This window comes from Pedobacter sp. GQ55 (assembly GCF_059758925.1).
The window spans coordinates 122,301-148,218 of the sequence record NZ_JCAXEI010000004.1 but is presented as its reverse complement, the minus strand read 5'-3'; the positions used below and the strand labels follow the sequence as shown (position 1 = coordinate 148,218).

18 protein-coding genes are annotated in these 25,918 nt (G+C 39.7%); 12 read left to right on the top strand and 6 right to left on the bottom strand.

The features are described 5' to 3' along the window. The first annotated feature begins 13 nt into the window (after positions 1 to 13). From AC6CH7_RS13350 to AC6CH7_RS13340, 3 genes are read left to right on the top strand one after another with little or no spacing between them, the layout of a single operon-like run. Positions 14 to 1,522: a RagB/SusD family nutrient uptake outer membrane protein gene (locus AC6CH7_RS13350; RefSeq protein WP_498263210.1), complete on the top strand. Its 1,509-nt coding sequence runs from the start codon at positions 14 to 16 to the stop codon at positions 1,520 to 1,522. Between the two features lie 56 nt (positions 1,523 to 1,578). After that, entirely contained in the window at positions 1,579 to 4,578 is a 3,000-nt protein-coding gene (locus AC6CH7_RS13345) for a glycosyl hydrolase (protein ID WP_498263209.1), read from the top strand. Positions 4,579 to 4,587: 9 nt separating this feature from the next. Continuing rightward, on the top strand, positions 4,588 to 6,021 hold the full coding sequence (locus AC6CH7_RS13340; protein WP_498263208.1) for an arabinose isomerase: 1,434 nt from the start codon (positions 4,588 to 4,590) through the stop codon (positions 6,019 to 6,021). Here AC6CH7_RS13340 and xth read toward each other — a convergent pair. Both xth and AC6CH7_RS13330 read right to left on the bottom strand, forming a co-directional pair. Continuing rightward, a complete protein-coding gene (gene xth, locus AC6CH7_RS13335; protein WP_498263207.1) occupies positions 6,014 to 6,796 on the bottom strand; it encodes an exodeoxyribonuclease III in 783 nt (260 codons plus the stop codon). The two genes, AC6CH7_RS13340 and xth, sit on opposite strands and share 8 nt — an antisense overlap. 96 nt (positions 6,797 to 6,892) lie before the next feature. Continuing rightward, positions 6,893 to 7,894 carry a pentapeptide repeat-containing protein gene (locus AC6CH7_RS13330; RefSeq protein ID WP_498263206.1) on the bottom strand — a complete coding sequence of 334 codons (1,002 nt, stop codon included), beginning with the start codon at positions 7,892 to 7,894 and terminating at the stop codon, positions 6,893 to 6,895. A gap of 174 nt (positions 7,895 to 8,068) precedes the next feature. On the opposite strand from AC6CH7_RS13330, the gene AC6CH7_RS13325 reads away from it, so the two are divergent. Together AC6CH7_RS13325 and AC6CH7_RS13320 are read left to right on the top strand one after the other, a co-directional pair. Beyond that, positions 8,069 to 8,965 (top strand): cyclase family protein, encoded by an 897-nt coding sequence (locus AC6CH7_RS13325; protein ID WP_498263205.1) that lies wholly within the window; start codon positions 8,069 to 8,071, stop codon positions 8,963 to 8,965. A gap of 98 nt (positions 8,966 to 9,063) precedes the next feature. Beyond that, positions 9,064 to 11,448, top strand: coding sequence for a tetratricopeptide repeat protein (locus AC6CH7_RS13320; RefSeq protein ID WP_498263204.1), 2,385 nt, complete (start codon positions 9,064 to 9,066; stop codon positions 11,446 to 11,448). A gap of 21 nt (positions 11,449 to 11,469) precedes the next feature. Here the strand turns inward: AC6CH7_RS13320 and AC6CH7_RS13315 are convergent, their stop codons facing one another. The 3 genes from AC6CH7_RS13315 to AC6CH7_RS13305 form a co-directional block, all read right to left on the bottom strand. Continuing rightward, positions 11,470 to 12,123: a response regulator transcription factor gene (locus AC6CH7_RS13315; protein WP_498263203.1), complete on the bottom strand. Its 654-nt coding sequence runs from the start codon at positions 12,121 to 12,123 to the stop codon at positions 11,470 to 11,472. 3 nt (positions 12,124 to 12,126) lie between these two features. Continuing rightward, entirely contained in the window at positions 12,127 to 12,924 is a 798-nt protein-coding gene (locus tag AC6CH7_RS13310) for a sensor histidine kinase (RefSeq protein ID WP_498263202.1), read from the bottom strand. A gap of 657 nt (positions 12,925 to 13,581) precedes the next feature. Continuing rightward, complete coding sequence (locus tag AC6CH7_RS13305) at positions 13,582 to 14,055, bottom strand: hypothetical protein (protein ID WP_498263201.1); 474 nt, start codon at positions 14,053 to 14,055, stop codon at positions 13,582 to 13,584. 265 nt (positions 14,056 to 14,320) lie between these two features. On the opposite strand from AC6CH7_RS13305, the gene AC6CH7_RS13300 reads away from it, so the two are divergent. The 4 genes from AC6CH7_RS13300 to AC6CH7_RS13285 all read left to right on the top strand — a co-directional run bounded on the left by AC6CH7_RS13300 (position 14,321) and on the right by AC6CH7_RS13285 (position 18,484). Beyond that, a complete protein-coding gene (locus AC6CH7_RS13300) occupies positions 14,321 to 15,454 on the top strand; it encodes a hypothetical protein (protein WP_498263200.1) in 1,134 nt (377 codons plus the stop codon). A gap of 130 nt (positions 15,455 to 15,584) precedes the next feature. Then, positions 15,585 to 17,900: a hypothetical protein gene (locus AC6CH7_RS13295; RefSeq protein WP_498263199.1), complete on the top strand. Its 2,316-nt coding sequence runs from the start codon at positions 15,585 to 15,587 to the stop codon at positions 17,898 to 17,900. Positions 17,901 to 17,912: 12 nt separating this feature from the next. Continuing rightward, positions 17,913 to 18,203 (top strand): DUF1360 domain-containing protein, encoded by a 291-nt coding sequence (locus tag AC6CH7_RS13290; protein WP_498263198.1) that lies wholly within the window; start codon positions 17,913 to 17,915, stop codon positions 18,201 to 18,203. 11 nt (positions 18,204 to 18,214) lie between these two features. Then, entirely contained in the window at positions 18,215 to 18,484 is a 270-nt protein-coding gene (locus tag AC6CH7_RS13285) for a hypothetical protein (protein WP_498263197.1), read from the top strand. Positions 18,485 to 18,589: 105 nt separating this feature from the next. On the opposite strand, the gene AC6CH7_RS13280 is transcribed toward AC6CH7_RS13285, so the two are convergent. Further along, the gene (locus tag AC6CH7_RS13280) at positions 18,590 to 19,369 is read right to left on the bottom strand and encodes an IclR family transcriptional regulator (RefSeq protein ID WP_498263196.1); all 780 of its coding nucleotides are present in this window, start codon (positions 19,367 to 19,369) and stop codon (positions 18,590 to 18,592) included. 215 nt (positions 19,370 to 19,584) lie between these two features. Here AC6CH7_RS13280 and AC6CH7_RS13275 point away from each other — a divergent pair, with 215 nt between their 5' ends. The 3 genes from AC6CH7_RS13275 to galB are packed head-to-tail and all read left to right on the top strand — an operon-like array spanning position 19,585 to position 25,913. Further along, positions 19,585 to 22,353 carry a family 78 glycoside hydrolase catalytic domain gene (locus tag AC6CH7_RS13275; RefSeq protein WP_498263195.1) on the top strand — a complete coding sequence of 923 codons (2,769 nt, stop codon included), beginning with the start codon at positions 19,585 to 19,587 and terminating at the stop codon, positions 22,351 to 22,353. Positions 22,354 to 22,358: 5 nt separating this feature from the next. Continuing rightward, positions 22,359 to 23,477, top strand: coding sequence for a glycoside hydrolase family protein (locus AC6CH7_RS13270; protein ID WP_498263194.1), 1,119 nt, complete (start codon positions 22,359 to 22,361; stop codon positions 23,475 to 23,477). Between the two features lie 15 nt (positions 23,478 to 23,492). Further along, positions 23,493 to 25,913, top strand: a complete 2,421-nt coding sequence (gene galB, locus AC6CH7_RS13265; RefSeq protein ID WP_498263193.1) for a beta-galactosidase GalB — start codon at positions 23,493 to 23,495, stop codon at positions 25,911 to 25,913. The last annotated feature ends 5 nt before the right edge of the window (positions 25,914 to 25,918 follow it).

Genomic DNA, 25,918 nt, shown 5'->3' with positions numbered 1-25,918 from the left:
AAAACCAGAAACAATGAAAAATCTATATAAAATTGCAGTTTTAGCGGGTGTACTCGCTATAGTGTCCTGCAAAAAATCTTTCCTGGATTTGTCCGATCCAACTAAGAAAACAGCTGATAAGTTTTACCAGAGTGAAGATGAAATCAGACAGGCAGTTAGTGGTGCTTATAGCTCCCTGCAAAGTCATGTAAACAACCAATACATCTTTGCAGAAATGTCTTCAGATAATACGACAATACAGTTGGATCCTTCTGATAGGGGGCAAACCGACAGGGCCGAGGCCTTTGAGTTCTGGAATGTGACTGCAACAAATGTAAATGTAGCCGACTTGTACAATCAAAGTTATAATGCATTGTACAACATCAACTATGCACTTTCAAAGATCGGAGGAGTTACCGCTATCAGTCAGCAAAAAAAGGATCAGTATCAAGCTGAGCTTGAATTTATGCGCGCCTATTACTATTTTAATCTAGTAAGGTATTTTGGCCCTGTAGTGTTAATCACTGAGCCGCTTGCTTCCTCTTCAGATGCCTTTCAGACAAAAAGAAACCCTGAAAATGAAGTGTATGATCAGATCATAAAGGACCTCACAGATGCTGCGGCCAAGTTGCCGGCAAAAAGTGAATATACGGGGGCCGATGTGGGTCGTGCTTCTAAAGGTGCTGCTTTGGGATTATTAGGTAAGGTCTATTTAACCACAAAAGATTATGCAAAAGCAGAGCGTACATTGAAAGAAATTCTGCCGATGGGATATGTGCTGGTTGGCGACTATGCAGCTGTTTTTGATCCAAATAACAAAAATAATAGCGAATCATTATTTGAAGTTCAGTATCAGGGGGGAGATAACCTGGGCGAATGGAGCAGCTTTATTTACACATTTGCCCCAAGAGGTTCTGCGGGCGCCATCACTGGTTTCCCCACCAGCCGTCCGCAAGGCTGGAACATTCCCACTAAAAATATGATTGCTGAATTTGAACCAAACGACGAACGTAAAACGGTTTCACTTCAGGAAGGATATACCAATGCGGATGGCGTGTTTGTAGCCATTCCATATGTTAACAAATACAACCATCCACATACAATTGCCGGTCGTACTGACGACAACTGGCCTGTTCTGCGGTATTCAGATGTATTGTTGATGCTCGCAGAAGCAATAAACGAACAAACTGGCCCTGGTGATGCCTATCAGTATATCAATAAAGTTAGAGAAAGGGCGCACCTGATTGGTTTAAGTGGGCTTAGTCAGGATGCTTTTCGTACGGCAATTAGACACGAGCGAAGGGTGGAATTAGCCTTTGAGAACGATCGCTGGTTTGATCTGAAGAGCGCTTTTACCAATGCACAAATGATGGCTTTGCTAAATGCACATGGTCAGGCCGAAAAGGCTCAGCCTACAGTTGATCGTGGCGGAGTACCATTCTCTCCAAACGACTATAAGTTTGATGGCTATGAAGCACTTTATCCGATACCGGACAGACAGCTTTTTCTAGATAAAAATTTAATACAGAATCCTGGCTATTAATCGTGCATTTATCTTAATTAATGTCGAATTTAGTTAGCTGGCAAAAAAACAGCCGCATGAAATACTTTAATCACTTTTTTTTATTTTTCGTCCTTGCCTGTTTCTCAATTGCTTCTGCAACAGCGCAGTTGGCGCAAATGAAAGCAGGTTTTGCCAATCCATCGGATAAGTATAAACCTGGTGTCTACTGGTACTTTATGGATGGGAATATGAACGCCAAAACGATAACCAAAGACCTGGAGTCTATGAAAAAGGCAGGCATTGGTAATTTGATTTTCCTGGAAGTAAACGTTGGTGTACCGCGAGGGGCTGTTGATTTCCTTAGTGAACAGTGGACATCCTTGTTTGCCCATGCAGAAAAGGAAGCACGGCGCCTGGGTATAGAAATCACATTGGGGATAGGTCCGGGATGGACAGGTAGTGGTGGTCCATGGGTTAAAGCAGAACAATCTATGCAGCACCTGGTGTCGAGTCAGGTAACGGTCTCTTCAGATGACCACAAAAAGATTGTACTGCCCGTGCCTGCACCCAAAAAACCTTTCTTTGGCGAAGGTAACCTAACGGAGGACTTTAAGGAACAATGGAGAGAATATTATAAAGATGTGGCTGTTCTGGCATTTCCTGCCACCTCGTCTGTCAAAACAATTAGCGATTACGAAGAAAAGGCACTGTATTATCGTGCCCCATATAGCTCTGCCACAGTAAAACCCTATTTAGCGGAACCCGATTTTAAGTCGGATCAGGGAAAAGGTATTGAAAAAGGTAAAATAATAGATCTCACCGGTAAGATAGATGCCGATGGAACCCTGCATTGGACTCCACCAGCAGGTAAATGGATAGTTATGCGTTTTGGCAGCCGTAATAACGGCGCAATTACCCGACCGGCACCTGTTCCGGGATTAGGTTTTGAAGCCGATAAATTGGATACTGCCGCACTTAATGCCCACCTGGATGCCTACCTTGGTAAAATTTTCAAAAAAATAGCTAAACCCGACAGCAAGAGTAACGGCGGATTAAAGAGACTGCATATGGACAGTTGGGAAATGGGTGCTCAAAACTGGACAGCTAATTTCAGGCAGGAGTTCCTGAAAAGAAGAGGCTACGATCCGATAAGCTATTATCCTGTCTATTCGGGGAACGTTGTGGGCTCAACAGAAGAAAGTGAACGTTTTTTATGGGACCTAAGGCTAACCGCGCAGGAACTTGTGTTGCAAAACCATGCGAACCATGTAAAACAATACGGCAAACGCCATGGACTTTCCTTATCCATAGAACCCTACGACATGAACCCAGCCGCTGATCTAGATCTTGGTAGTGTAGCAGATGTGCCTATGGCCGAGTTTTGGAGTAAGGGTTTTGGCTTTAATTCTACCTACAGCGTAATTGAAGCAACATCTATTGCCCATGTTGAAGGCAGATCAATTGTTCCTGCCGAAGCCTTTACGGCACAGAATAATGAAGGTTGGAAGCAACACCCGGGATCAGTAAAAAACCAGGGCGATTGGGCTTTTGCCTCTGGCATAAACCGTTTCGTTTACCACACTTTCCAAAACCAATTCTTACCTGATTCCTTAAAACCGGGCGCAACAATGGGGCCATATGGTGTGCATTGGGATCGTGGACAAACCTGGTGGCCAATGGCGGCAGCTTACCACCAATACATTACACGTTGCCAATACTTGCTGCAACAAGGGCGTACGGTAGCAGATATCTTATATCTGACACCAGAAGGAGCTCCGCATGTTTTCCTGCCGCCCGTATCCGCAATTCAGGGTGATACGATTGGTAACAGAAAAGGATACAATTTCGACGGTTGTTCGCCATTACAGCTCATGAAAGCCTCTGTAAAAGGCAAAAATGTAGTGTTCCCCAGCGGAGCATCTTACCGCTTACTTGTGCTGCCAGCTTACGAATCGATGACGCCTGAACTGCTCAGCAAGATTGGCGACCTGGTAAAGCAAGGAGCAACCGTAGCAGGCAGCCCCCCGCTGAGATCTCCAAGTCTAAGTGGCTTTCCTGATTGCGACAAAAAAGTATTGGCCTTAAGTGAAACCATATGGGGTTCTGTAGCCAAACCTGCCGCGCAAACAAAAAGAACTTATGGCAAAGGTACCCTGATCTGGGGTGGTGAATTAGCCAGCCGGATTGATAATTTATATCCTCAGTATGAGCTTACTGCTGATATTTTAAAATCAGAAAATGTAGTTGAAGATTTCGTTGCCGATGAAATCAGGTATACCCACCGTACAGGAAGTAACTGGGATCTTTATTTTTTGGCGAACACACAAAACAAACCAATAAAAGTAGATGCCAGGTTCCGCAGTGTGCAAGGATCGCCTGAATTATGGAATGCCATTACCGGAAAACGGATCCAGCTAAATGATTTCAAGGCCGATGGCGAGGTTACTACTATTCCTTTGCAATTGGATGCCTATGAAAGCTGTTTCATCATGTTCTCCAAAGAAAATAAATGGGTTGCATCAAAAACAAAAAAGGAAACCTTAATAAAAACACTTGTAACGCTCAATGGGCCTTGGGAGGTTAAATTTGACCCTAAATGGGGTGGGCCTGCAAGCGCTACATTTGATAAACTATCTGATTGGACTACCAATAAAGAGGAGGGAATTAAATACTACTCTGGTACGGCAGCCTATCATAAAATATTTGATTTTCCACAGGCAAACCTAAAACAACCGATATATCTGGAGCTTGGAAAGGTGAAGAATATGGCCCGTGTTACCTTAAATGGAAAGGAAATTGGTATAGTATGGACCGCTCCATGGAAAATTGACATCTCTAACCATTTGCAGGCAAAAAACAACCAACTCAAAATTGAAGTGGTGAACCTTTGGGGGAACAGGCTAATTGGCGATGAAAAAAAACCTGATGATGGAATTAAGAATGATAAATGGCCAGATTGGCTTTTAAATAACAAGCCGCGTACAAGTGGACGATATACTTTTACCACTTCCAAACAGTACAATGCCGATTCTCCTTTACAAGAATCAGGATTGATGGGCCCGGTAACTATCATTCAGGAAACTATAAAAAAATAAAATATTATAATGTATAAACACTCTAGGGTTAGGATAGGATTATTTGGTATAGGCCTGCAAGCCTATTGGGATCAATTTACTGGACTTAAACAACGGCTAACTGAATACGTTGAAGTGGTAGCAAAAAGTATGGAAGCTTTTGATGCCGAAATTGTTAATCTTGGCTTAATAGATACACCAGAAAAAGCTTTTGATGCTGGCTTAAAATTTAAGCAAGAGGATGTTGATCTGATATTTCTATATGCAACTACCTATGCGCTGTCATCAACTGTGTTACCGGTAGTAAGAAAGGCGGGGGTACCGGTAATTGTTCTTAATCTTGCCCCACAGGCCAGCATTGATTATGAAAGCTTTAACAGCATGGAAAACAGGACTGCAATGACAGGCGAATGGCTGGCTTATTGTTCTTCGTGCTCAGTGCCCGAAATTGCAAATGTGTTTCGTCGTAGTAATATCCCCTTCTTTCAGGTTACAGGGCTGCTTTATGATGATCCCCATGTTTGGACCCAAATACAAGAATGGATACAGGCAGCGCAAGTAGCCAGAACTATGCATTACAACCGGCTTGGGGTGATGGGTAATTATTACGGAGGGATGTTGGACATCTATACCGACCTTACCCTTCAGTGTGCAACATTTGGCGGACACATCGAAATCCTGGAAGTTGATGAATTGTCGGCTTTAAGAACTGGTGTAACCAATGCAGAAATCGAAGAAAAGTTAACCGAAATTGAAACTGAATTTGATGTTCAGGACGATTGCATGGCAGAGGAATTACATCGCGCAGCTAAAACCGCTGTTGCATTGGATAAGCTGGTAGATAAGTATGATCTGGGTTCTTTTGCCTATTATCACAAAGGTACCGGCAATGCTGAAAATGAAAATACGGTGACCTCCGTTATACTTGGTAATTCACTACTTACGGGTAAACACATTCCAGTAGCCGGCGAATATGAAATTAAAAATGTGCAGGCCATGAAGATCATGGATAGTTTTGGTGCAGGGGGATCTTTTACTGAGTATTACGCCATGGATTTTAACGATGATGTAGTGATGATGGGGCATGATGGGCCTTGCCATCCAAAAATAGCGGAAGGAAAGATAAAAGTTAAACCGCTAAAAGTTTATCATGGTAAGGTGGGGCATGGTTTGTCGGTAGAGATGTCTGTTAGCCATGGCCCGGTTACGCTATTGTCAATAGTAGAAACTGGCAAGGGAACGCTGAAATTACTGGTTGCCGAAGCAGAATCAGTTGCAGGCCCGATTCTGGAGATTGGAAATACCAATAGCAGGTATAAATTTTCGTTGGGTGCACGGAATTTTGTTGAAGCCTGGAATCAGGAAGGCCCTGCCCATCATTGCGCGATCGGTAAGGGACACATTGCTTCAAAAATTAAAAAATTAGGTGAGATACTTAATTTGGATGTGGTACAAATTAAGTAAGATGATTTTCCAATTGAATCCATACGGGAGCATGATCACTTGTTTTTTCCCATCCGCGGACATGACGGTCGACTGCTGCAGCTTTGAGGCGACTGGTTAAGTGGGGGCTTAAAAGGAAGTGATCTATCCGTAAACCTGCATCACGGCTGTAGGCATTACGGAAATAATCCCAGAACGTATAAATCTTTTCGTTTGGATGTAATGTTCTTAATGCATCAGTCCATCCCTGTTCAACCAAGGTTTTAAAAGCATCGCGAACTTCGGGTCTGAACAGGGCATCATCAACCCAACGCTCCGGCTTATATACATCAAGTTCTGTGGGCATTACATTATAATCTCCCACAAGTATTGTGGGGATATCAAAATCCAGGAGGGCTTTGGCATGAAGTTTTAAACGCTCAAACCAGGCCAGTTTATAATCGAATTTCAATCCGGGAGCAGGGTTTCCGTTAGGTAAATAAAGACAGCCAATAACTATCCCATCTATAAAGGCCTCTATATACCTGCTGTTTAAATCCTCTGGATCGCCTGCAAGCCCTCGTCTGGTTTCTTTTATTTCCAGATTACGTGCAAGGATTGCAACCCCGTTCCAGCTTTTCTGGCCATGCCATATGGCATTGTAGCCGGCGTCTGTTATGGCTTGTTCGGGGAACTTTTCCTCCGGCGCTTTTAACTCCTGCAGGCATACTATATCTGGCTGCGCCTCTTGGAGCCAGCGAAGTAGTACGGGTAATCGGCCGTTAATACCATTTACATTATAAGTTGCAATTTTCATATCAAGTTATTTAAGCTTAAACATTAACTAAATGCAAAAGTTTAAAATATTAATTTTTTAGGAATCGACAACAATAATACCTGGTCCCGACTCCTTTTATGATGACAACAAAGTGATACCTGTTAAATCTGCTTTTCCGTGTTTCAGGAATTCGTAGGTTATACGATCTGCTTTACAGTCTGTAAAGCGGATCCGGTTCCGTTTAAATGTATTGTTTTTAAAGAAAGTGTTAATAAGCGTTGAATTCTGGAACTTTACCCAGTCAAAAACACAGTTTTCAAAATAACAATCCTCCAATGTGCCATCAAAAACAATATCAGCAATATGTGTATCAATAAAAGAAGTACGATTCCACATTGCATCTGGAATTTTATTATTCTCGAAACCTCCGGATTTAAAACTGACTCCGGTAAAATCAGCACCCGAGAAATCGCAACCTTCTAAATGACTTTTTAAAAAATCAGCTTCTTTCAGAGAACATCCTTTAAATAAATTGTTGCTTAAGTGGGAACTCTGAATTTGGCTGCTGCTGATATCGGAACCCAAGAAGTCACAGTACCTGATATAACTTTTCAAAAATTTAGCTTCCTTTAAGGAACTGTTTTTAAATAGATTGTTGTCTAAGTTGGAAGCCCGAATGTGACTGTTGCTGATATCGGAGTTTGAAAAATCACAGCTATCAAGGTTGTTGCCTTTTAGAAGAAGCCCCGACAAATCCGAACCGATAAATTTGCAGCGCTGCAAATTAGATGAACTGAATTTTTCATGGAGATTTTTCAACCCTGAAAAGTCAGCATCAACCCAGTTTCCGCGCGACATATCCCAGCTAAGCTTTCTCTCCTGCTTTCCGGATGGCGATTCAATGGATTGCACCTGGGTAGCCTCAGATGGGAAGCTTTCTGAAAAATAGTTAAGGTCAACACCAAGAATTTCAGCCAGACGGTTAAAAGTAGTGATGTCTGGCATTGATTCTCCGCGCTCCCACTTTCCGACGGCCTGGGGGCTGATAAACAGAAGCTGAGCAAGCTGGACTTGAGAAGTATTTATTTTCTTTCGTGCTTCGGCGATTTTATTACCGATCATTTTTGTGCTTAACATAGGTACTATATTTTATTATTTTTTCGACACTACAAAGGTATTTGGATGCATTTCCCGAATCAACAAAATACATAAACTTATAGTTGTATTTACGCTACTTATAGTTGTTATTGACAACTATAAGTTGTAAAAATCTAAATTTGCGATACCGGAACAAATAAAAATTAAAAGATAATGGACAAAAGAGTAAAATTTGACTTTGAAATATATTTTACCAACGGAGGAAGCATAAAAGGTGAAGATTTTAGATTGGACATAGCTGGTGACCATATTTCTGATAAAGAACTTGCTGATTATATTGTTGACGATTTAAGACTGCTTATGGTTGGGCAAACCAAAATTCTGAATAAGGAAGTTTTTAACGAAGCGCACAAGCGCAAACCCGTTAATGAAAAAGCAGGATCAGATTTATTCATTGATTTGAGCCACACCATTGAAGATGGGCTTGTAACCTACAAAGGATTGCCAGCCCCCATTATTTGTGACTATTTGAGCCGGGAAAACTCAAAAGAATTTTACGCTGAAGGAACCACATTTCAAATTGGGAAAATTGAAATGGTAAGCAACACAGGGACTTACATAGACTGTCCCTTTCATCGATTTGAAAACGGAAAAGATCTTTCGGAAATTGGTTTAGAATGTTTTACAGACCTGGACGCAATAGTCATTCGTGTGCCGTTTTCCCAGACCCTGGAAATAACTGAAGAACACTTAAAAAATTACGAAATCAGAAACAGAGCAGTTTTGATTCATACCGGTTGGGATAGCCATTGGAATACGGAAACGTATTATGAGCATCATCCTTATTTAACAGAAGGGGCAGCCAAATATTTAAGAGATTGCAGTGTTAAACTGGTTGGTATAGATTCTCATAACATCGATAACACTAAAGGAAAAACAAGACCCGTTCATACCACACTTTTAGGTGCCGAAATATTAATTGTGGAACATCTTTGCAATTTGTACTTGCTACCCGCAGAAGGTTTTACTTTTAGTGCAATCCCTCCCAAATTCAAAGGAGTTGGAACTTTTCCTGTAAGGGCGATGGCTAAACGGATAAAACCTGATTAGTGGATATATTTACTGCCTGAGAATTTTATTTTAATCAAAATTTTGTTTTTATCTTTTTACTTATTTCTTTGTATTTCCGATACCTATAATGCACATCAATGAACAAATTCTCAGACGAACTCAACCACATCATAGCACTATACAACACACTTGATTTTTCAAAAGAAGACGATTTGTTATCAGCAATTGAAAACAAAAATACCTGCGAAAATATCCTGACAATAATTCAAACCATATTAAGTAAAGCGCCACATCATTTTGAAGCCTTATTATGGCGAATAAGAATAAATAACAGCCCTGTTTTTAGCAATACATCTGCCATACAAGATGATTGTAACCTGATACTAAATACGAGCAGCGATATCATTGCCAGACTCCAGGCGTATGATTGGTTGATTTATATTTACCTGGAAAAACTATCGTTAAATGATATTGCTATTGAAACGTTAGAAGATAAGCTAATTGATGTTGCTGGCATAAAAGACAATCGCGCTTTACAAGATCAGGCTTTTGGCGATACTTATCATAGATTGGCTTATCTCTATCAAGAGAAAGGAGATCAGACCCAGGCAGTCGATTATTACCTGAAATCGTTTAAACATGCGCCGAAAATGGTATCCAGAAATTATGACGGTGGATTGCTTTTGCTGGAACTAGAAAGATTTGATGAGGCGGAACAATTATTGTCGAAGCATTTTGATTCGGCAGAGCCTATTGAGTGTAAGGGATATGCGGAAAAGATAGAAGCGCTGTTTAACAGGGGGAAATTAAATAAGCATTGGAATTTGTTTAATTTATTTTATCCGACAGCATTTGAGACGCCAACAGAATTTGGGTATAAAAACCGTCAGGAATTTGTAGCGAAATATCTGCCCGTTATTATTAATGAAACTGAAAAAAGTCCAACAAATGCCATAGCCTGGAGGATGTTGAGTAACAACTATTACTTCAATGATAAGAATGCAAAAAAAGGCTTTGATAATTTGACCAAATATTATGAAATAGTTCGGGAGGTAAAAGATTTAGCGATCGAAAGATATTATGATACCGCCGAAGATTTAAATATTGATTTACGAACTATCGATTTTCCAATTTATCCGGATGGTGCAATTTGCTATAATATACTAACTACTTATCTGGAAAAAGGCAATGAGGCACAGGATAAAAATGATCATTTTTCGGCCCAAATGTATTATGAAACGGCAAAGAAATATGGTTTAGCCGGCTACTACGCATTTAATACTTATTTTAGTAGCGATAAGGGTTTGTCTATTAACAATGAACCACACACTTTTGCAATGCTTTGCAACAATCTTGGGATTGTAATTAAACAAGTGTCCTGGTACCAGCATAAAAGCTACCTTAACGACGAGTGTAAATTTGCTTCAGACATACATTGGCAGGGTTACCAGGTTTCGCCATTTTGGGAAAACTTAGATAATGGAATGGAAATTTCATGGCGAAATGAAAATGACCTGAACCTGGAAAAATTCTGTTTGGAAGTACTTTCTAATTTCGATTATTACAAAAATATACTGGAAGCAGAAAAATGGTATCAAGTGATGTTCTACCTCATAACGGCTTACCGGCAATCAGAAAAATACGAAGAAGCAAAACAAATTTATGAGCAAACCATCCAGAAATTTGAACAAAGCGGAGATGAGCATAAAACTATTGTAAGTATAGTTTTAGATACGGCTATTGTGTATTTCAACTTTTTAATGGCCAAGGGTTTGCATAATCAAAGTCTTAGCTATGTAAGTGAATTATTTAGCAATCCGGCCTATCATAAAATGCAAAACGAAAAAGCAGAGAGTTTTAAATACTATTTTATGGCGCATGCCCATCTGGGTTTAAACGATAAAAACGAAGCTCAAAAGTATTTTAAACTAATTACCGAGAAATTTGCAAACACTCAATTAGCCTATATACGCGATGTGGTGAACGATGCTAAGAATAATTTGAATATTATAAACGCTGGGCAGAACTTTGATGAAGTAGTTGTTTCACTCTATAAAACTCAGCCCAACAGACTTTTTGATTATCCTTTAAAGGCTAAGGAAGAAAACACTAAATATTTAAAGCGGATTTTAAGTTTAGTAACCAGTAATAAAATGCCTTCCTCATCTGCATGGGTAGAGAAAGACATGTACATTGGTTTTGAGCTGAGACAAAAAAGAACTGAAATTGAAGAAATATACGATTCTTTTTTTTACATCCATTTAAAATCTGAGGATTTGGGTATCAGGTACGAGCTTGTTGAATGGCAAGATATAGAAAGTGGATTTTTAGGTTTATCCAAAAAACTAGTACAGCGTAATGCTTTTTATGTGGGTTTCTATACAGCCTATGATTCGAATGCTTCTGATACACGAACAGAATTTGAAATGGCATCAGAACACATGCAGCAAAAAGCACAATACTTATGGAAAGAGTGGATAAATAAACTGCATTATTATCAGCCCACAACCAACAGTAAATAGGTTATTGACATTTGGTATGCCTCATATTGTTATTATTCCGTTCTTTACGGCGTAGATAACTAAACCTGCAATGTTTTTGGATCCTATTTTTTCGAACAACCTGGTGCGGTAGCCTTCAACCGTACGAACACTTAAAAACAATTTATCGGCAATCTCGGTATTGCTGCATTCTTCGCAGATGAGTTTAAGTACTTCGATTTCACGTTCGTTTAGCCTGGCGTCTTTTTCATGCAAACGATGCATGAAATTTATACCTAACAGCTCCTTAGCCATGGTTATTGATAGATTATCGTTAAAATAAAAACCTTTAGCGTGTACAGTTATAATGGCATCCAATATTTCTTCGGGTTCGGCATTTTTTAAAAGATAACCCGAAGCGCCCAGGCGCATGGCATCTAGAATATATTTATCCTCGTTGTGCATAGAAAGCACTAATATTTTAATTTCCGGAAAATGCTGATGAATATAAGCTGTAGCCTGCATGCCATCCATTTCGGGCATTTTAATATCCATTAAAATTACATCGGGTTTATTATTGGTAATTTGATCAATTAGATCTTTGCCGTTTGTTGCTTCTATAATTAAATTTAGTTCGGTGCAATCTTCTAAAGTGAATTTTAGACCCTCACGGAAAATTTTATGATCATCGGCGATAGCTAAATTTATTAAGGCCATAAGTTAATTATTAAGTTCGTTAATGTTTAAAGTAATAGTGGTTTGTGTCCCTTTTCCAATTACTGAATGGGTTTTAATGTCGGCCTTTATTAATTGTGCGCGGCTTTGCAAATTTTTTAAACCAAAACCATGTACTATAGTGTCTTTATTAAAACCGATACCATTATCTTTAAAGTCTAAGCGGATCAATTCCGGTTCTTTACTTAAAGAAACATCAATTGCCGAAGCTTGTGCATGTTTTATTGCATTGCCAAACAACTCTTGCATCATACGGTAAAGTGTAATTTCTATTTCGGGTTTAAAACGCTCCCCTTTTAAATTTTGGCTATAGTTTACTTCCACGCCTGTATTTTGCTGTACGTAATTGCACAGATCTTTCAGGCCATCGGTTAATCCAAAATCGATTAAAACAGCGGGCAAAACATTGTGAATGATGTTGCGTATTTCTTGTATACATTCGTCGGTTAATTTACGGGTACTGGCCAACAGGGTTGATGCGTTTTCGGCATTGCCAGATAATTTATCGATGCGATGCAAGTTTAATTTAATGGCCGATAGCACCTGTCCAACGCTATCGTGTAAATCAATAGATAAGCGTTTGCGTTCGCTTTCTTGCGTTTGGAAAACTGCTTGTAAGAAACTGTTTTGCGTTTCGGCTTGCATTTTACGTTTTTCTTCCTGGTATTTTAACATTTTTCGTTGGTAAAGAATTACGAACAAAAACAAAAATACCAGCAGTAAAACTACTACAAGCGTACCAATAATAAGTACTTCGGTTATATCGTTTTCTGTGGTTTGCAAAATAGAGCAATTGCGAATAAAAGGTTAGCTATTATATTAATTATGGAGTGAATGGTCCAGAAGTTTGGAGATAGCGACCCTAAAGACCTCATGAGCATAAATAGAAAAATATTGATACAGCAATACGATAAAACCCCGGCACTAATCCAAAACATGGGCTGCTTTTCGAGACGAACGATTTCAACCTGATCAAGTAGTTGCCAAAAATACAGCAGGGATAATAAAATTAAGGTTACGCTTAAAATTGTATTTCCGATGGAAGGAAACTTTAATAGACCTTCTATAAAAAATGCATTGATACAAATTAGCACTCCGGTTATTACGGCAAGAGCGATTGAAAGCTTTTTGAAAAAAAAATTATTAAATGAATGAAAGTACATTAGCGCATAAAACAAAATGCTTACCAATATAAATAAATGAATTAAGGGTGCATTATTGGCTTTCCCTCCGCTGGTAATTAATGTTATATTAAAGTGCCTTACCAGTAGCAAGCTAAAATCGAACAGACCCGATATTATAAAAAAAACAGCGGCAATTTTTTGCACTTGATTTAAGTGCTTATAGTTAAGTATTGCCGCTGCTATGGGCAAAAGTGCTGACAAGCTTGATAAGTTTTGCAAAAGGAGCTGCGGTGACATCGTTAATTCTTTAACTTGTTTATTTGGTCAGTGCATTTTCCGGACAACCGGCACCTCCCGGGCATGGCGAGGCTTGTTCGGCTATAGTGGGAGCTGCTGCTTTAAAAGACATAGCCATCATTGGTTTTTGTGGGTCCCCTGGAGTTATTGTTGGCACTTGTTCAGGTATTTGATCTATACCATCTTTATCGCTACCTACCAAAATCAGGTGCTTAACGCCATATGCACCAACAATCCAACGCAAAAAATTGCTTATGGCAACAAAAATACGCTGAATCCAATTTAGCCTTACTTCATTGGCATAATAGATACGGATGCCTAAGCATTCGGGCTGTTCAAGGATTTGCTGCAAAATCTGATTGCCAAAAAAATGTGAAATCGTTTCATTTGGATTCATGATACGATAATTCCTTGTCCAGGCGGCGGCAATCTTTATATCAATAGGATCGCCTTCGGTACCATCAATAGGGTGTTGTCTGTTTTGAGTTTCCATTTTATAAGATTCGTTTAGTATGGTTTACTAAAATTAAATATTATTAACTGTATTTCAAGTGTTTAGTCGCGATTAAGGGCCTTTTTTTAATAATTGCGTAAAAGCCACATGACGTATACGTATTAACACGCATGCAAAAACCCGTGGAGGCTACCTTGTCCATCGCCAGTATTCACCAGAACTTTAGTCTATCAAAAAAATAAATCTAAAAGCGCTCTTAGGATCATTTAATTGCCAGGTAGGTTTTGACTAAAAAAATTAAAAGATGGAAAGTAAACATGAATCCTCAAAAATTCCCTGCTGTCCGGAATTGTTAAAAGACAGCAATTGCGATGTATTGGTTTTTACACGCACATTAAATTATCCATTGGCTATAAAAGGGCAGGATAGGCAAACTGCCTTGGTGGCCCAATTATTAATCAGCTTTAAATTAAGCCGATGCACAATAGGTAATGTACTGGGTGATCCGGTTTACACCACCACCTTGTTGCCTGGCGAAAAAGTGCGCCTGGTTACAACCGACAGAAGAAGCAAATTTACTTACGATGCAAGCACTCAGTTAAGTTATCGTTCTGAACAGATATCCGAAGAACAATACTTTATGACAGCGTCGCAAAGCTATTTTTCTGATATGGAAAACAACCAATCGGGAAATCAAAGCAGCGAAAATAAAGACCATTGGGATTTTAGTGGTGGCTCTAGCAGCAGTATAGATATTAATCCATTTAGCCCAGGTGTAGATTCTAATAGCAACTCAACCAAAAACCACAACAGTTCCTCTACACTTGATTATTTAAACAGTCAGAGCAGCAACATGCGCGCTTCGGCAACCCAGGCTGTAAATGCTACACATAAAGCGCACTCCATTTCGATTGGCGAGGTAGCTACTAAAGTACATGGGGAAGGCCAATCAGAAGATCATTTCGAATCTTCTTCCAGGGAGTTTTCAAATCCTAATGGTTGTCATGCCATCTCGTACTTTTTTTATCGGATGAATAAAAAACAAGTGGTAAAATTTGAATTGGTAAGCATAGAGAAACTGATTGGTGTTTCGGGAATTACAAATTTTGCTTTTGTAAATCCGACCATAACACCTGCCATGCGCGAAGAGGCTTTAAAAGAACTAAACAAAGACCTGGTCGCGGCAGATGTTTTAGATGATAAAGGTGAAATATCAGCCGCTTACCGGAAGAAATTTGAGTTTTCGATGGAATTCTCTTTGCCAACTGCCGGCGTCATTGTGAAGGGCTGTTTGGATGAATGTAACACCTGCGAGCCCGCAGCAAGAGAACGCATCCATTTACAAAATGAACTTTTACGAAAACAAATAGAACTACTCGAAAAATCACAAGAATATCGCTGTTGCCCTAATGATGGTGATACAGAGGAAGATATTTAAGACGTGCTCTCCAAATTACACTCAGCAGGCTAAATAGGGTAACGGCTGTAAGTCTGAGTGTATCTAAAATCAAATAGCGGAGTCAGCCGAAAATCCGATGATAGAGTAGGCTATTAAAATAATCAAAACTATGTATATTTCCATGCAAGGCAATTGGACCATACGTGTTACGGCCAAAAACGCAACCTTTAAACAGCAGTTTGTAGTACAAGGTGCTACAAGCGGAAACGGCACTTATCAGGGTACAGTCGGTGCGGCCGATGTGGTCGTAAGCGGTGCCATGTGGACGCTTAACATCCAACATAATCCGGGTACGGGTTTTCAAAACTCTGCTGCCCGAATTAAATTCCCAACCAAAGTGGGGGGCAATTACCAGTTTCAAATTCAGTCTAATGATGGGGGAGGTGATCAGGATTTCGATGATTTGGTACTTACCTGCTTTACTCCAGCAGGTTATCAGGATTATTTAGCCTACGGCCATGTAAGTACTTATAGTGGGCTTTGTCTTTATAATCCGTGTTATCGCAGTCATTTTGTTATTGATAATATTTATGCTTTCGAAAAGGCGTTAAAAAATCCTAGAATACGTGAAGTGATAGAGAAATATTACCCCGAACGTATTCCACCGGTTATTGTAAACCCAAATCCACCAGATCCGGGTCCGTTTAGACCCCTTATGATTAATTTAACGGATGACAGGCAAACCCCGAGTCGTGTGGCTGATTTATTTAGCATCGAAAACGAAGAAAGGGCAATTGATACAAGAGCCGCGAGTTTAAAAGGTACTGAAAATATTTCATTCGAGAGCACGCTGAAATACACCAAGACCATACAATTAGATACCAATGTTAGTAATACGCTCAGTTTGGCCCGACGCGACATTGTTGGTGTTTTTGATAATGCCCGTTTTGGATGCAGCATCGCTGATGGCAAAAACATCAGCTTAAATTTTGAAGAATACGACCGTACCGCTGCTGAAAAAGCTGGAAACCCATACACGGGTAGCGGAGAGCATAGAAATTTAGGCTTTGCCATTACCGATATGAATGGTAACTATATTTTCCATTATAAACATACGCTTACCGATGTATTTGACGAACTGTTTGATTATGCCAGTGGCGAAGACCTTGCAGCGCAGGTGATGCCAGATCTGATTGTAAGTATCCCAGGATCTACTGTAGGCGCGCCTGTCTTATATGAAAGTGCCTGCTACTTTAATGTAAGCCGAATTAAGCGTATTGATATTTGTATCCCGGCATCGGTTATACCTAAACCTTTTAATTGTTTTAACGGCAATATGATTGGTTCATTAGGTAATGTAATCATAGGTGGTAACCAAAATAGTACCGCAAGTTTTGCCTTCGCTGCTATGGATAGAAATTCTGCTGCCTTAGAAAACCATTTACATGCCGATGGCCGCATGAGCAGCCATAATGTTTTGGCAGGTTTGAATATAGATTGTGCAGCCTGGGCGGGTACAGTGGATGTAAAAGGTTGTTTGTATAATACACAAAGGAAACCTAGTGATCCAATAATTGCCTTTTATACCATTAGATATAGCAAAAACATGTCGGAACCCTTCAGCTCATGGAATTATGTAACGGAAGGTTATATGGGCTATCTATTTCAAGGCTTTGGCTTAGATTTACTGCCCAAATTAATAGGCTCTTATGATACTATACCACTAAAAGTTGATGGCGGGCCGGCAATTAAAGTGCCTTATTACTTAAACGTAGAAGCTCAAATTGAAGCCGGTATACCGTGGATACCGTATGATAAAAACCGCTTAATACAATTAAATACGGGAATTTATCAGGGTTCGGCACCCGGAACAGTTTATTTCCGTATGGATGGTTACGATGCTACAGGAAACCATATTCCAGGCGCTACAGATATGATTGCCATGTATATTGATAATAATTCCCTTGGCTTTAGTCTGGATAATGTTTGGTTTGATGCCGATGGCGTAAACATTATAAAAGCAGAATGTAATTTGTATCGCATTAAAGAGGCCTACTTAAACACTCCGCTAAACGTTACATTTAAAGCTTGCGAAACGCATCCTAATTCTGTATTTCAGGATCATTACGATCTATCTATCGGAAAATGTGGTACCTCTGCAGGTTTTGAAGTAAAACGATTAGGAAGTTCAATGCCTGAACCAAGCATTTTACATGGCGATAATCCAGCTAATAACGAAGCTAATAATTGTCCGGGCTATCGCGGTACGGCAGATGTAAGCAAATTTGGAGATTCAATTTCGCACCAAATTACTTTTGTTCCCTTACCTGTTCCAACAGGAAAATGGCTTGAACCTACTGAAAGTTATGCAACCGTTTCAATTGGCTTAACAGCATCAAAAAGAACAACTAATGGTTATGGATCAGGTGCAAATGCCGGCAACTATATTGTAAGCGCTGGTGTAGCTATAGAACGTTTACCATAAACACAAAGAGCAATGACAGCTTATTTGTTTCTAATTTCTGTTCTTTCGGTTTGGCGTGTTACCCATTTAATACAGGCTGAAGATGGCCCTTTTGATGTAATTTATAAACTAAGAAAACTAGCAGGTAAAAGCTTTTTTGGTTCGTTAATGGACTGTTTCTTCTGTTTGTCTATTTGGGTAGCACTACCCATAGGAGTTTATTTCGGTAACAATTGGATCGAGCGCATATTATTGGTCCTGTCGTTTTCGGCAGCGGCAATATTTTTAGAGCAAATAATTATGAAAAAATCTAATTACCCTTAAAAACTAATACTATGAACTGCTGCGGACAAAAAAGACAAGGTCTACAATTTACTTCTGATACTGATACTTCTGCACATAAAGCAGAACCCGAAAATAATCTCACTACAACAGATCAAAAACCAGCCTATTTCAGATATAACGGCAATAGCGAGTTGCAGGTGAGAGGGATTTTTCACATAACATACACATTTTCTGCTCAAAGACGCCAATTTTTGGTGCACTCAGAAGATGTTTCCATAATGAGGGGTTATGCAGATTTAACAGAGGTAAGAGAACCATAACCTTGTTGTACAGATTGAATTTAATAATATTTGAACAGCCCCGGATTGAAATGATCATCATTTCAATCCGGGGCTGTTCATGTGTGATTAATAGCATAGCTATCATTAAAGTGTAGGTACTCCAATTCTTTCTTCAATCTTTTTTGCACATTTTTTAGCTTCAATAAGAATTTCATCATTACCCATTTCCATATTTACATTTAAGGCAGTGAGGCTGGAAACTGTAAGGCAAGCAATAATTCCTGTATTACTTCTGCCAATTGGAACGGAAACATCGATTACGCCATCAGCAAGGTCACTGTTTCGAATATATGCTCCTTTGGACTGTACTTCCAATAATGAATTGAGGAATTTTTTCTTTTCTTTATCTGGGTATCCAATATAGATTTGATTGCTGTTTAACACAATTTCGCGCTCAGTATCTGGCATGTAGGTAAGAAATACCCTTCCTGAAGCCGTTAAAGGAAGTGGGAATAAATTACCTTCTTCGATAGACAAAGCAATGGGTCCTGGGCTCTTTGCATGAATGATGACCATGACCTGGTTCATATATAATATACTGAGATGGCAGGATTGTCTTACCTGGTTGGCCAGTTCTTCGAGTGGGTACTGTGCTGCTTTACGTAATTCATCAACAGGAGAGTGTCTGTGAGAGAGGTAAAAGAGTTTTAAAGAAAGCCTGTATTTACCTGAAACCTCATCTCTTAATATATAACCACGACTTTCTAAACTCATTAGCATTCGATAAATCTCATTCGGACTTTTATCAAGACCTGTTGCAATCTCGGTTTGAGAAAGTGGGATGGATTGAGCGGAGAGGTATTCAAGAATATCAAGGCCTTTATCCAGTGCGGGGGCCTGATATTTAATTTCTTTGTCCTTCATACAAACTAGCGTCTAATTTTTTTGTAAACAAACATACTAAATGGTTTCTATTCATCATTCTTTGATATAACTTATAAAAGTTATCTAAATATATGTTTTCATATTTGAAATAAATATTTATATTTGAATTAATAACCATTTATAAACTGACATCCTGTGCTTCTTATGATTAAATGATTAATCTAATTATAACAGGTGTTAACCTTGTCAACAGAATGAGCAAACTCATATACTTTCTTGGTTTATTACTCTTGTCGCTCCCTGTTTGTGCGCAAAAGCTGGGTATTGATGAATTGCATTGTGAATATAAGAATAATCCTTTGGGAGTTGAGACGTCTAATCCGGCATTGAGCTGGAAAATAGCATCTGAACAACGAAATGTACTACAGTCTGCTTATCGGATTATTGTATCGGATAATAAGACCTCTTTAGATAAAAATATTGGGAACGTTTGGGATTCTAAGGAAATTCAGTCCAGCAAATCTTTACAGGTTAGTTATAAGGGTAGGGCGCTAGTGTCTGGCAAGACCTATTTCTGGAAGGTAAAGATATGGGATAATAAAAATAATGTTTCGGCTTGGTCTAAAACCCATAGCTGGCAAATGGGACTTCTGCTTGCCTCAGATTGGAAAGGTGCCCAATGGATTGGTTATGAAAAGATGGCAGATTCTTTGGTCTCCACACTGCCTCTTGATACCAAAAAAGATCAGCCTACGGGAAATAATGTGCTGCCACTTTTACGCAAAGATTTTAATGTTCATAAAGGGATTAAAAAGGCTACGATGTACATTTCTGGTCTTGGTCATTTTGAGTTGTATTTGAATGGTGCTAAGGTTGGTGATCATTTCCTGGACCCAGGCTGGACCAAGTATGACAAAGAAGCATTATATGTTGTTTTTGATTTGACTGATCAGTTGAAATATGGGCAGAATGCCTTTGGAGTGATGCTAGGTAATGGATTTTATTATATCCCACCAATTAAAGGAAGATATAAAAAATTAAGGGCATCATTTGGTTATCCTAAAATGATCTGCCGTTTGGCAATTGAGTATAAAGATGGAACATCAGCTGATATAATTAGTGATGAAAACTGGAAAACGGTTGCTTCGCCAATTACCTTTTCCAGTATTTACGGGGGGGAAGACTATGATGCCAATCTGGAACATATGGGCTGGGACAAACCCGGGTATAATGACAAGCGTTGGAAAAAAGCAATTGTAGTGAAGGGGCCGGCTTTGGTTTCACAGAAAGCAGAACCGGTTAGGGTGTTCAATGAGTTTAAGCCTAAATCAGTAAAGCTTGTACAAACTGGAGATTGGGTGTATGACCTGGGTCAGAATGCTTCAGGTATTATAGAATTAAAGGTGAAGGGCAAAAAAGGGGACACCATTCGCATTAGTCCGGCCGAACTCTTAAAGGCAGATGGATCAGTAAACCAGAAAGCAACAGGAGCGCCCACTTATTTCCAGTACATCTTAAAAGGTGGCAGCATAGAGACCTGGAGACCCAGATTTATGTATACCGGTTTCAGATATCTTCAGGTAACAGGGGGAGTACCACCTAATGAAACCAATGTTGCGAATAAACCTGTGGTGATACAATTGAATGGTCTGCATATTCGGAATGGGGCAGGTATTGCAGGCTCATTTGTAAATTCAAACGATCTGTTTAACAGAACCGATACATTGATCAACTGGGCAATAAAGAGCAATATGATGAGTGTGTTTACCGATTGTCCACACCGCGAAAAATTAGGATGGCTGGAAGAACTTCATTTAATGGGTAGCTCTGTGCGCTATAATTATGAGGTTGCACTTCTATTTAAGAAGGCATTGCAGGATATGAGAAGCTCACAAACCGAAGAAGGGCTGGTTCCTGAAATTTCACCAGAGTATGTGAAATTTGAATATGGTAATGGGATGTTCCGGGATTCTCCGGAATGGGGCAGCAGCAGCATTCTAATCCCATGGTATTTATACCAGTGGTATGGAGAGGAACATGCATTAACCGAAAATTACCCGATGATGCAAAGCTATGTTCGTTATCTGGGTACAAAAGCTAAAGACCATATCCTTTCGCAGGGTTTGGGCGATTGGTATGACCTTGGCCCCAACCCGCCAGGCGTATCTCAGCTTACACCAATGGGAGTGACCGGAACAGCAATTTATTATTATGATCTAAATATCATGGAGAAGGTTGCCCGATTATTGGGTAGGGCTGCAGACGCTGATCAGTATAAGCGTGAGGCGCTGGAGGTTCGCAAATCATTTAATAAAACCTTCTTTAATAAAGATACCAAGCAATATGCAACGGGGAGCCAAACAGCTAACGCTATGGCGGTTTACATGAAATTAGTTGAACCTGAATTTAAGGATGCTGTTGTTGAGAATATTATTAAGGACATAAGAAGCCGTAATAATGGGCTCAGTTCAGGAGATATTGGATACCGGTATTTATTGCGGGTTTTGGAAGACGAAGGAAGATCGGATCTGATCTTTGATATGAACAGCAGAACAGATATCCCAGGATATGGCTATCAGTTAGCCAAAGGGGCAACAGCTTTAACTGAATCATGGGCTGCGTTGCCATCGGTTTCCAATAATCATTTTATGTTGGGGCACCTTATGGAATGGTTTTATAGTGGTGTGGGGGGAATTAGGCAGGAAGATGAATCTATTGCTTTTAAGCATATCAAAATTTATCCTGAAGTGGTGGGAGACTTAACCAGTGCCAAGACAACCTATATATCTCCATATGGCAAAATCTCCACAGATTGGGTCAAATCGGCGAGTGCTTTTGAATTGAAGCTGGTTGTTCCACCGAATGCAATAGCCACGGTTTATATTCCAGCTACAGCTCAACAACGGATTACTGAAAACGAACTTAACATTGATCGTATTAAAGAGATTACAACAGCTGGTTTTGAAAGGGGAAGAGCTGTTTTGCATATTGGTTCGGGTAGCTATAAATTTAAGGTACAATAGTTTTTATGATGAACTGCAATTGGTTTTTAAGCATCATTTTTTTCTTGTCGTCAACGGCATTAGCTCAATCGGTTAAGAACAGCATACCTCAGGCTACAATGCAACAGATTTATGAAGTGGTAAAAACACCTTATAAATACGGGCTGGTTATGGTACCTGCAGATAATCATCATAAAATGGATTGCCCGACTATATTTCGTGAGGGAAATATTTGGTACATGACTTATTTAGTTTATGGCGGTCGTGGCTATGAGACCTGGCTGGCAAAAAGCAATGATCTTTTGAAATGGGAAAATATGGGACGCTTGATGTCTTTCTCTGACAGAGGCAATTGGGATGATAATCAAAAGGCAGGTTATAACGCTTTAACCGATACCAAATGGGGTGGCGATTACAGATTAGGTAAGTTTAATGGGAAGTACTGGATGTCTTACATTGGAGGTAAAGAACGTGGTTATGAGGTAGAACCATTGTCTATTGGAATGGCATATACCACTAAGCAGCCGACAATAGTACAAGAATGGACGCGACTGGAAAAACCAGTGTTAAGTTCATCCGATGCGGATGTAAGATGGTGGGAAAACCGTAATAAGCTCTTCAAAAGTACGGTGATAGAAGATAAGAAAAGACTTACCGGCTATCCTTTTGTGATGTACTACAATGCTGTGGGAGATTCGTTGGTTAACAACAAAAAAACAAGATGGTATGAACGTATTGGAATGGCAGTTTCTGACGACATGCAAAACTGGAAGAGGTTTGGAAAAGACCCCGTGGTCCATCACCCGGTTGGTATTACAGGTGATGGAGTGATTCAGAAAATTAAAGACACCTGGGTAATGTTTTATTTTGGCGCTTTCTGGTTGGACAGAAAGGGGGCATTCAATCGTTTTGCAGCCTCAAAAGATTTAATAAACTGGACAGACTGGACAGGGGATAACCTTATAGAATCCTCAACAACATATGATGAATTGTATGCGCATAAATCATTCGTATTAAAGCATAAAGGGGTGGTATACCATTTTTATTGCGCTGTAAATAAGAAAGATCAGCGTGGTATAGCCGTGGCAACCTCTAAGGATTTGGGCCTGAGTGAACTTGAGTTTGTAAGCGCAGATGTTAGATAAGTTAATTATAAAAGTATGATCTTAAAAAGAAACCTGGTATTGCTTTTATTAATAATGAGTATTGGTTTTGGCGCTTACAGTCAATCTCGTGTAAATGAAAGTTTTAATTCGGGCTGGAATTTTTTTCTTGGAGACGATGCAGCAGCGAAATTGTCTGACTTTAACGATTCAAGGTGGAGAAAGTTGAATTTGCCACATGACTGGAGTATCGAAGGGGAGTTCGATATCGAAAATCCCGCCAAGCCTGAAGGTGGAGGCTTACCAACAGGAATTGCCTGGTACAGGAAGTCGTTTGTGCTTCCTAAGATTTTTCAAAAAAAGAAGGTCTATATAGACTTTGATGGGGTATATAAGAATAGTGAGGTATGGATTAATGGTCATTGGTTAGGGAAACGACCTTACGGCTATATTTCTTTTAGATACGAGTTAACAAAATATTTAAAGCCAGGTCGAAATGTAATTGCCGTTAGGGTAGATAATTCGGCTCAACCTGACTCGAGGTGGTATTCAGGATCCGGTATCTATCGAAATGTGTGGTTAACAGGTACTGGAAAGATAGCCGTAGACCATTGGGGCACGATTGTAACTACGCCAAAGGTAAGCAAAACTACAGCGCATGTAAATCTTAAAACGAGGATCAGAAGTGGGGAAAGGTTAAACGAGAAAATAGACTTGCAGTCGCAGGTTTATGATGCGAACGGAAATTTGGCTGCAACTATTAGAACTAATGATGTTTTGCTGAATGATACGCTAACCGAGATAGCACAGAGTGTAACCGTAAATAATCCGAAATTATGGTCGGTGAATCGACCTAACTTATACAAGGTTGTAACGCAGGTGTTTTCGAATAAACAACTATCCGATGATTACCAAACCTCATTTGGTATCCGCTATTTTAACTTTGATGCGCAAAAAGGCTTTTCACTAAATGGCGAATATTTAAAAATACTTGGTGTTTGTATGCACCATGATCTAGGTGCATTAGGAGCGGCCACTAATTTGAGGGCAATGGAGCGCCAGCTAGAAATATTAAAGGAAATGGGCTGTAATGCTATCCGTACGGCGCACAACCCACCTGCACCTGAGCTACTTGATCTTTGTGATAAAATGGGCTTTTTGGTCATGGATGAAGCCTTTGACATGTGGAAGAAGAAGAAAAATTCCAAAGATTATCATTTAAACTGGGAGCAGTGGCATACCACAGATTTACAGGATATGATAAAACGGGACATAAACCACCCTTCTATCATACTATGGAGCATAGGCAACGAGATACGCGAGCAGTTTGATAGTGCGGGAGTAGCAATGACTAAAGAGTTGGTGAAGGTGGTAAAAGATCTGGATACTACACGTTTAGTGCTTTCGGCATTAACGGAGACAGACTCCAACAAAAATTTTATTTATCAGTCGGGAGCATTAGATATATATGGCCTGAATTATAACCATAAGTTATATAAGGAGTTCCCCAAAAATTATCCGGGGCAGAAGTTTTTGGCAACAGAGACAACTTCCTCTTTAGACACCCGCGGTTTTTATGATATGCCATCGGATAGCATTCGTCGTTGGCCTAAGGATGGCAAAACAAAATTTACGGATGGGAATGCTGAATTCGCGGCTTCTTCCTATGATAATGTTTCGGCTTATTGGGGTTCTACACATGAAGAAACCTGGAAAGAAGCAAAAAAATATGACTACGTTTCCGGATTGTTCGTCTGGACAGGATTTGATTATTTAGGCGAGCCATTGCCATATCCATGGCCGGCAAGGAGTTCATACTTTGGTATTGTGGACTTGGCGGGTTTCCCTAAGGATGCTTATTACATGTATCAAAGTGAGTGGACTAATAAACCGGTATTGCACTTGTTTCCACATTGGAACTGGACTATTGGAAAAACAGTTGATGTGTGGGCTTATTACAACAATGCAGATGAGGTTGAGCTATTTCTTAATGGGAAATCATTAGGTAAAAGATCAAAACAGGGCGAAGATCTTCATGTTATCTGGAAAGTAAATTATGAGCCTGGTACATTAAAAGCCATATCTAAAAAAGAAGGCAAGGTTGTTTTGATAAAAGAAGTTAGCACCGCTGGTGAGCCTGCAAAAATTGAACTGTTAACAGATAGGGCTGAAATTGCTGCAGATGGAAAGGATCTTTCTTTTGTAACAGTAAGGATTTTAGACGCGCAAGGAAATCTGGTGCCGGATGCAGATAACCTGATTCAGTTTAAACTGTATGGGGAGGGGACCATTGCGGGCGTGGATAACGGATTTCAAGCAAGTTTAGAGCCTTTTAAAGCCAATTGCAGAAAGGCCTACCGCGGACTTTGTTTGGCAATTATTAAAGCAAAAAACAAAATCGGAACATTAAAATTAACAGCAACATCTGCCGGGCTGCAATCATCGGCAGTATCTATTAGTGTAAAAGGGAAAAAATAAGAAAG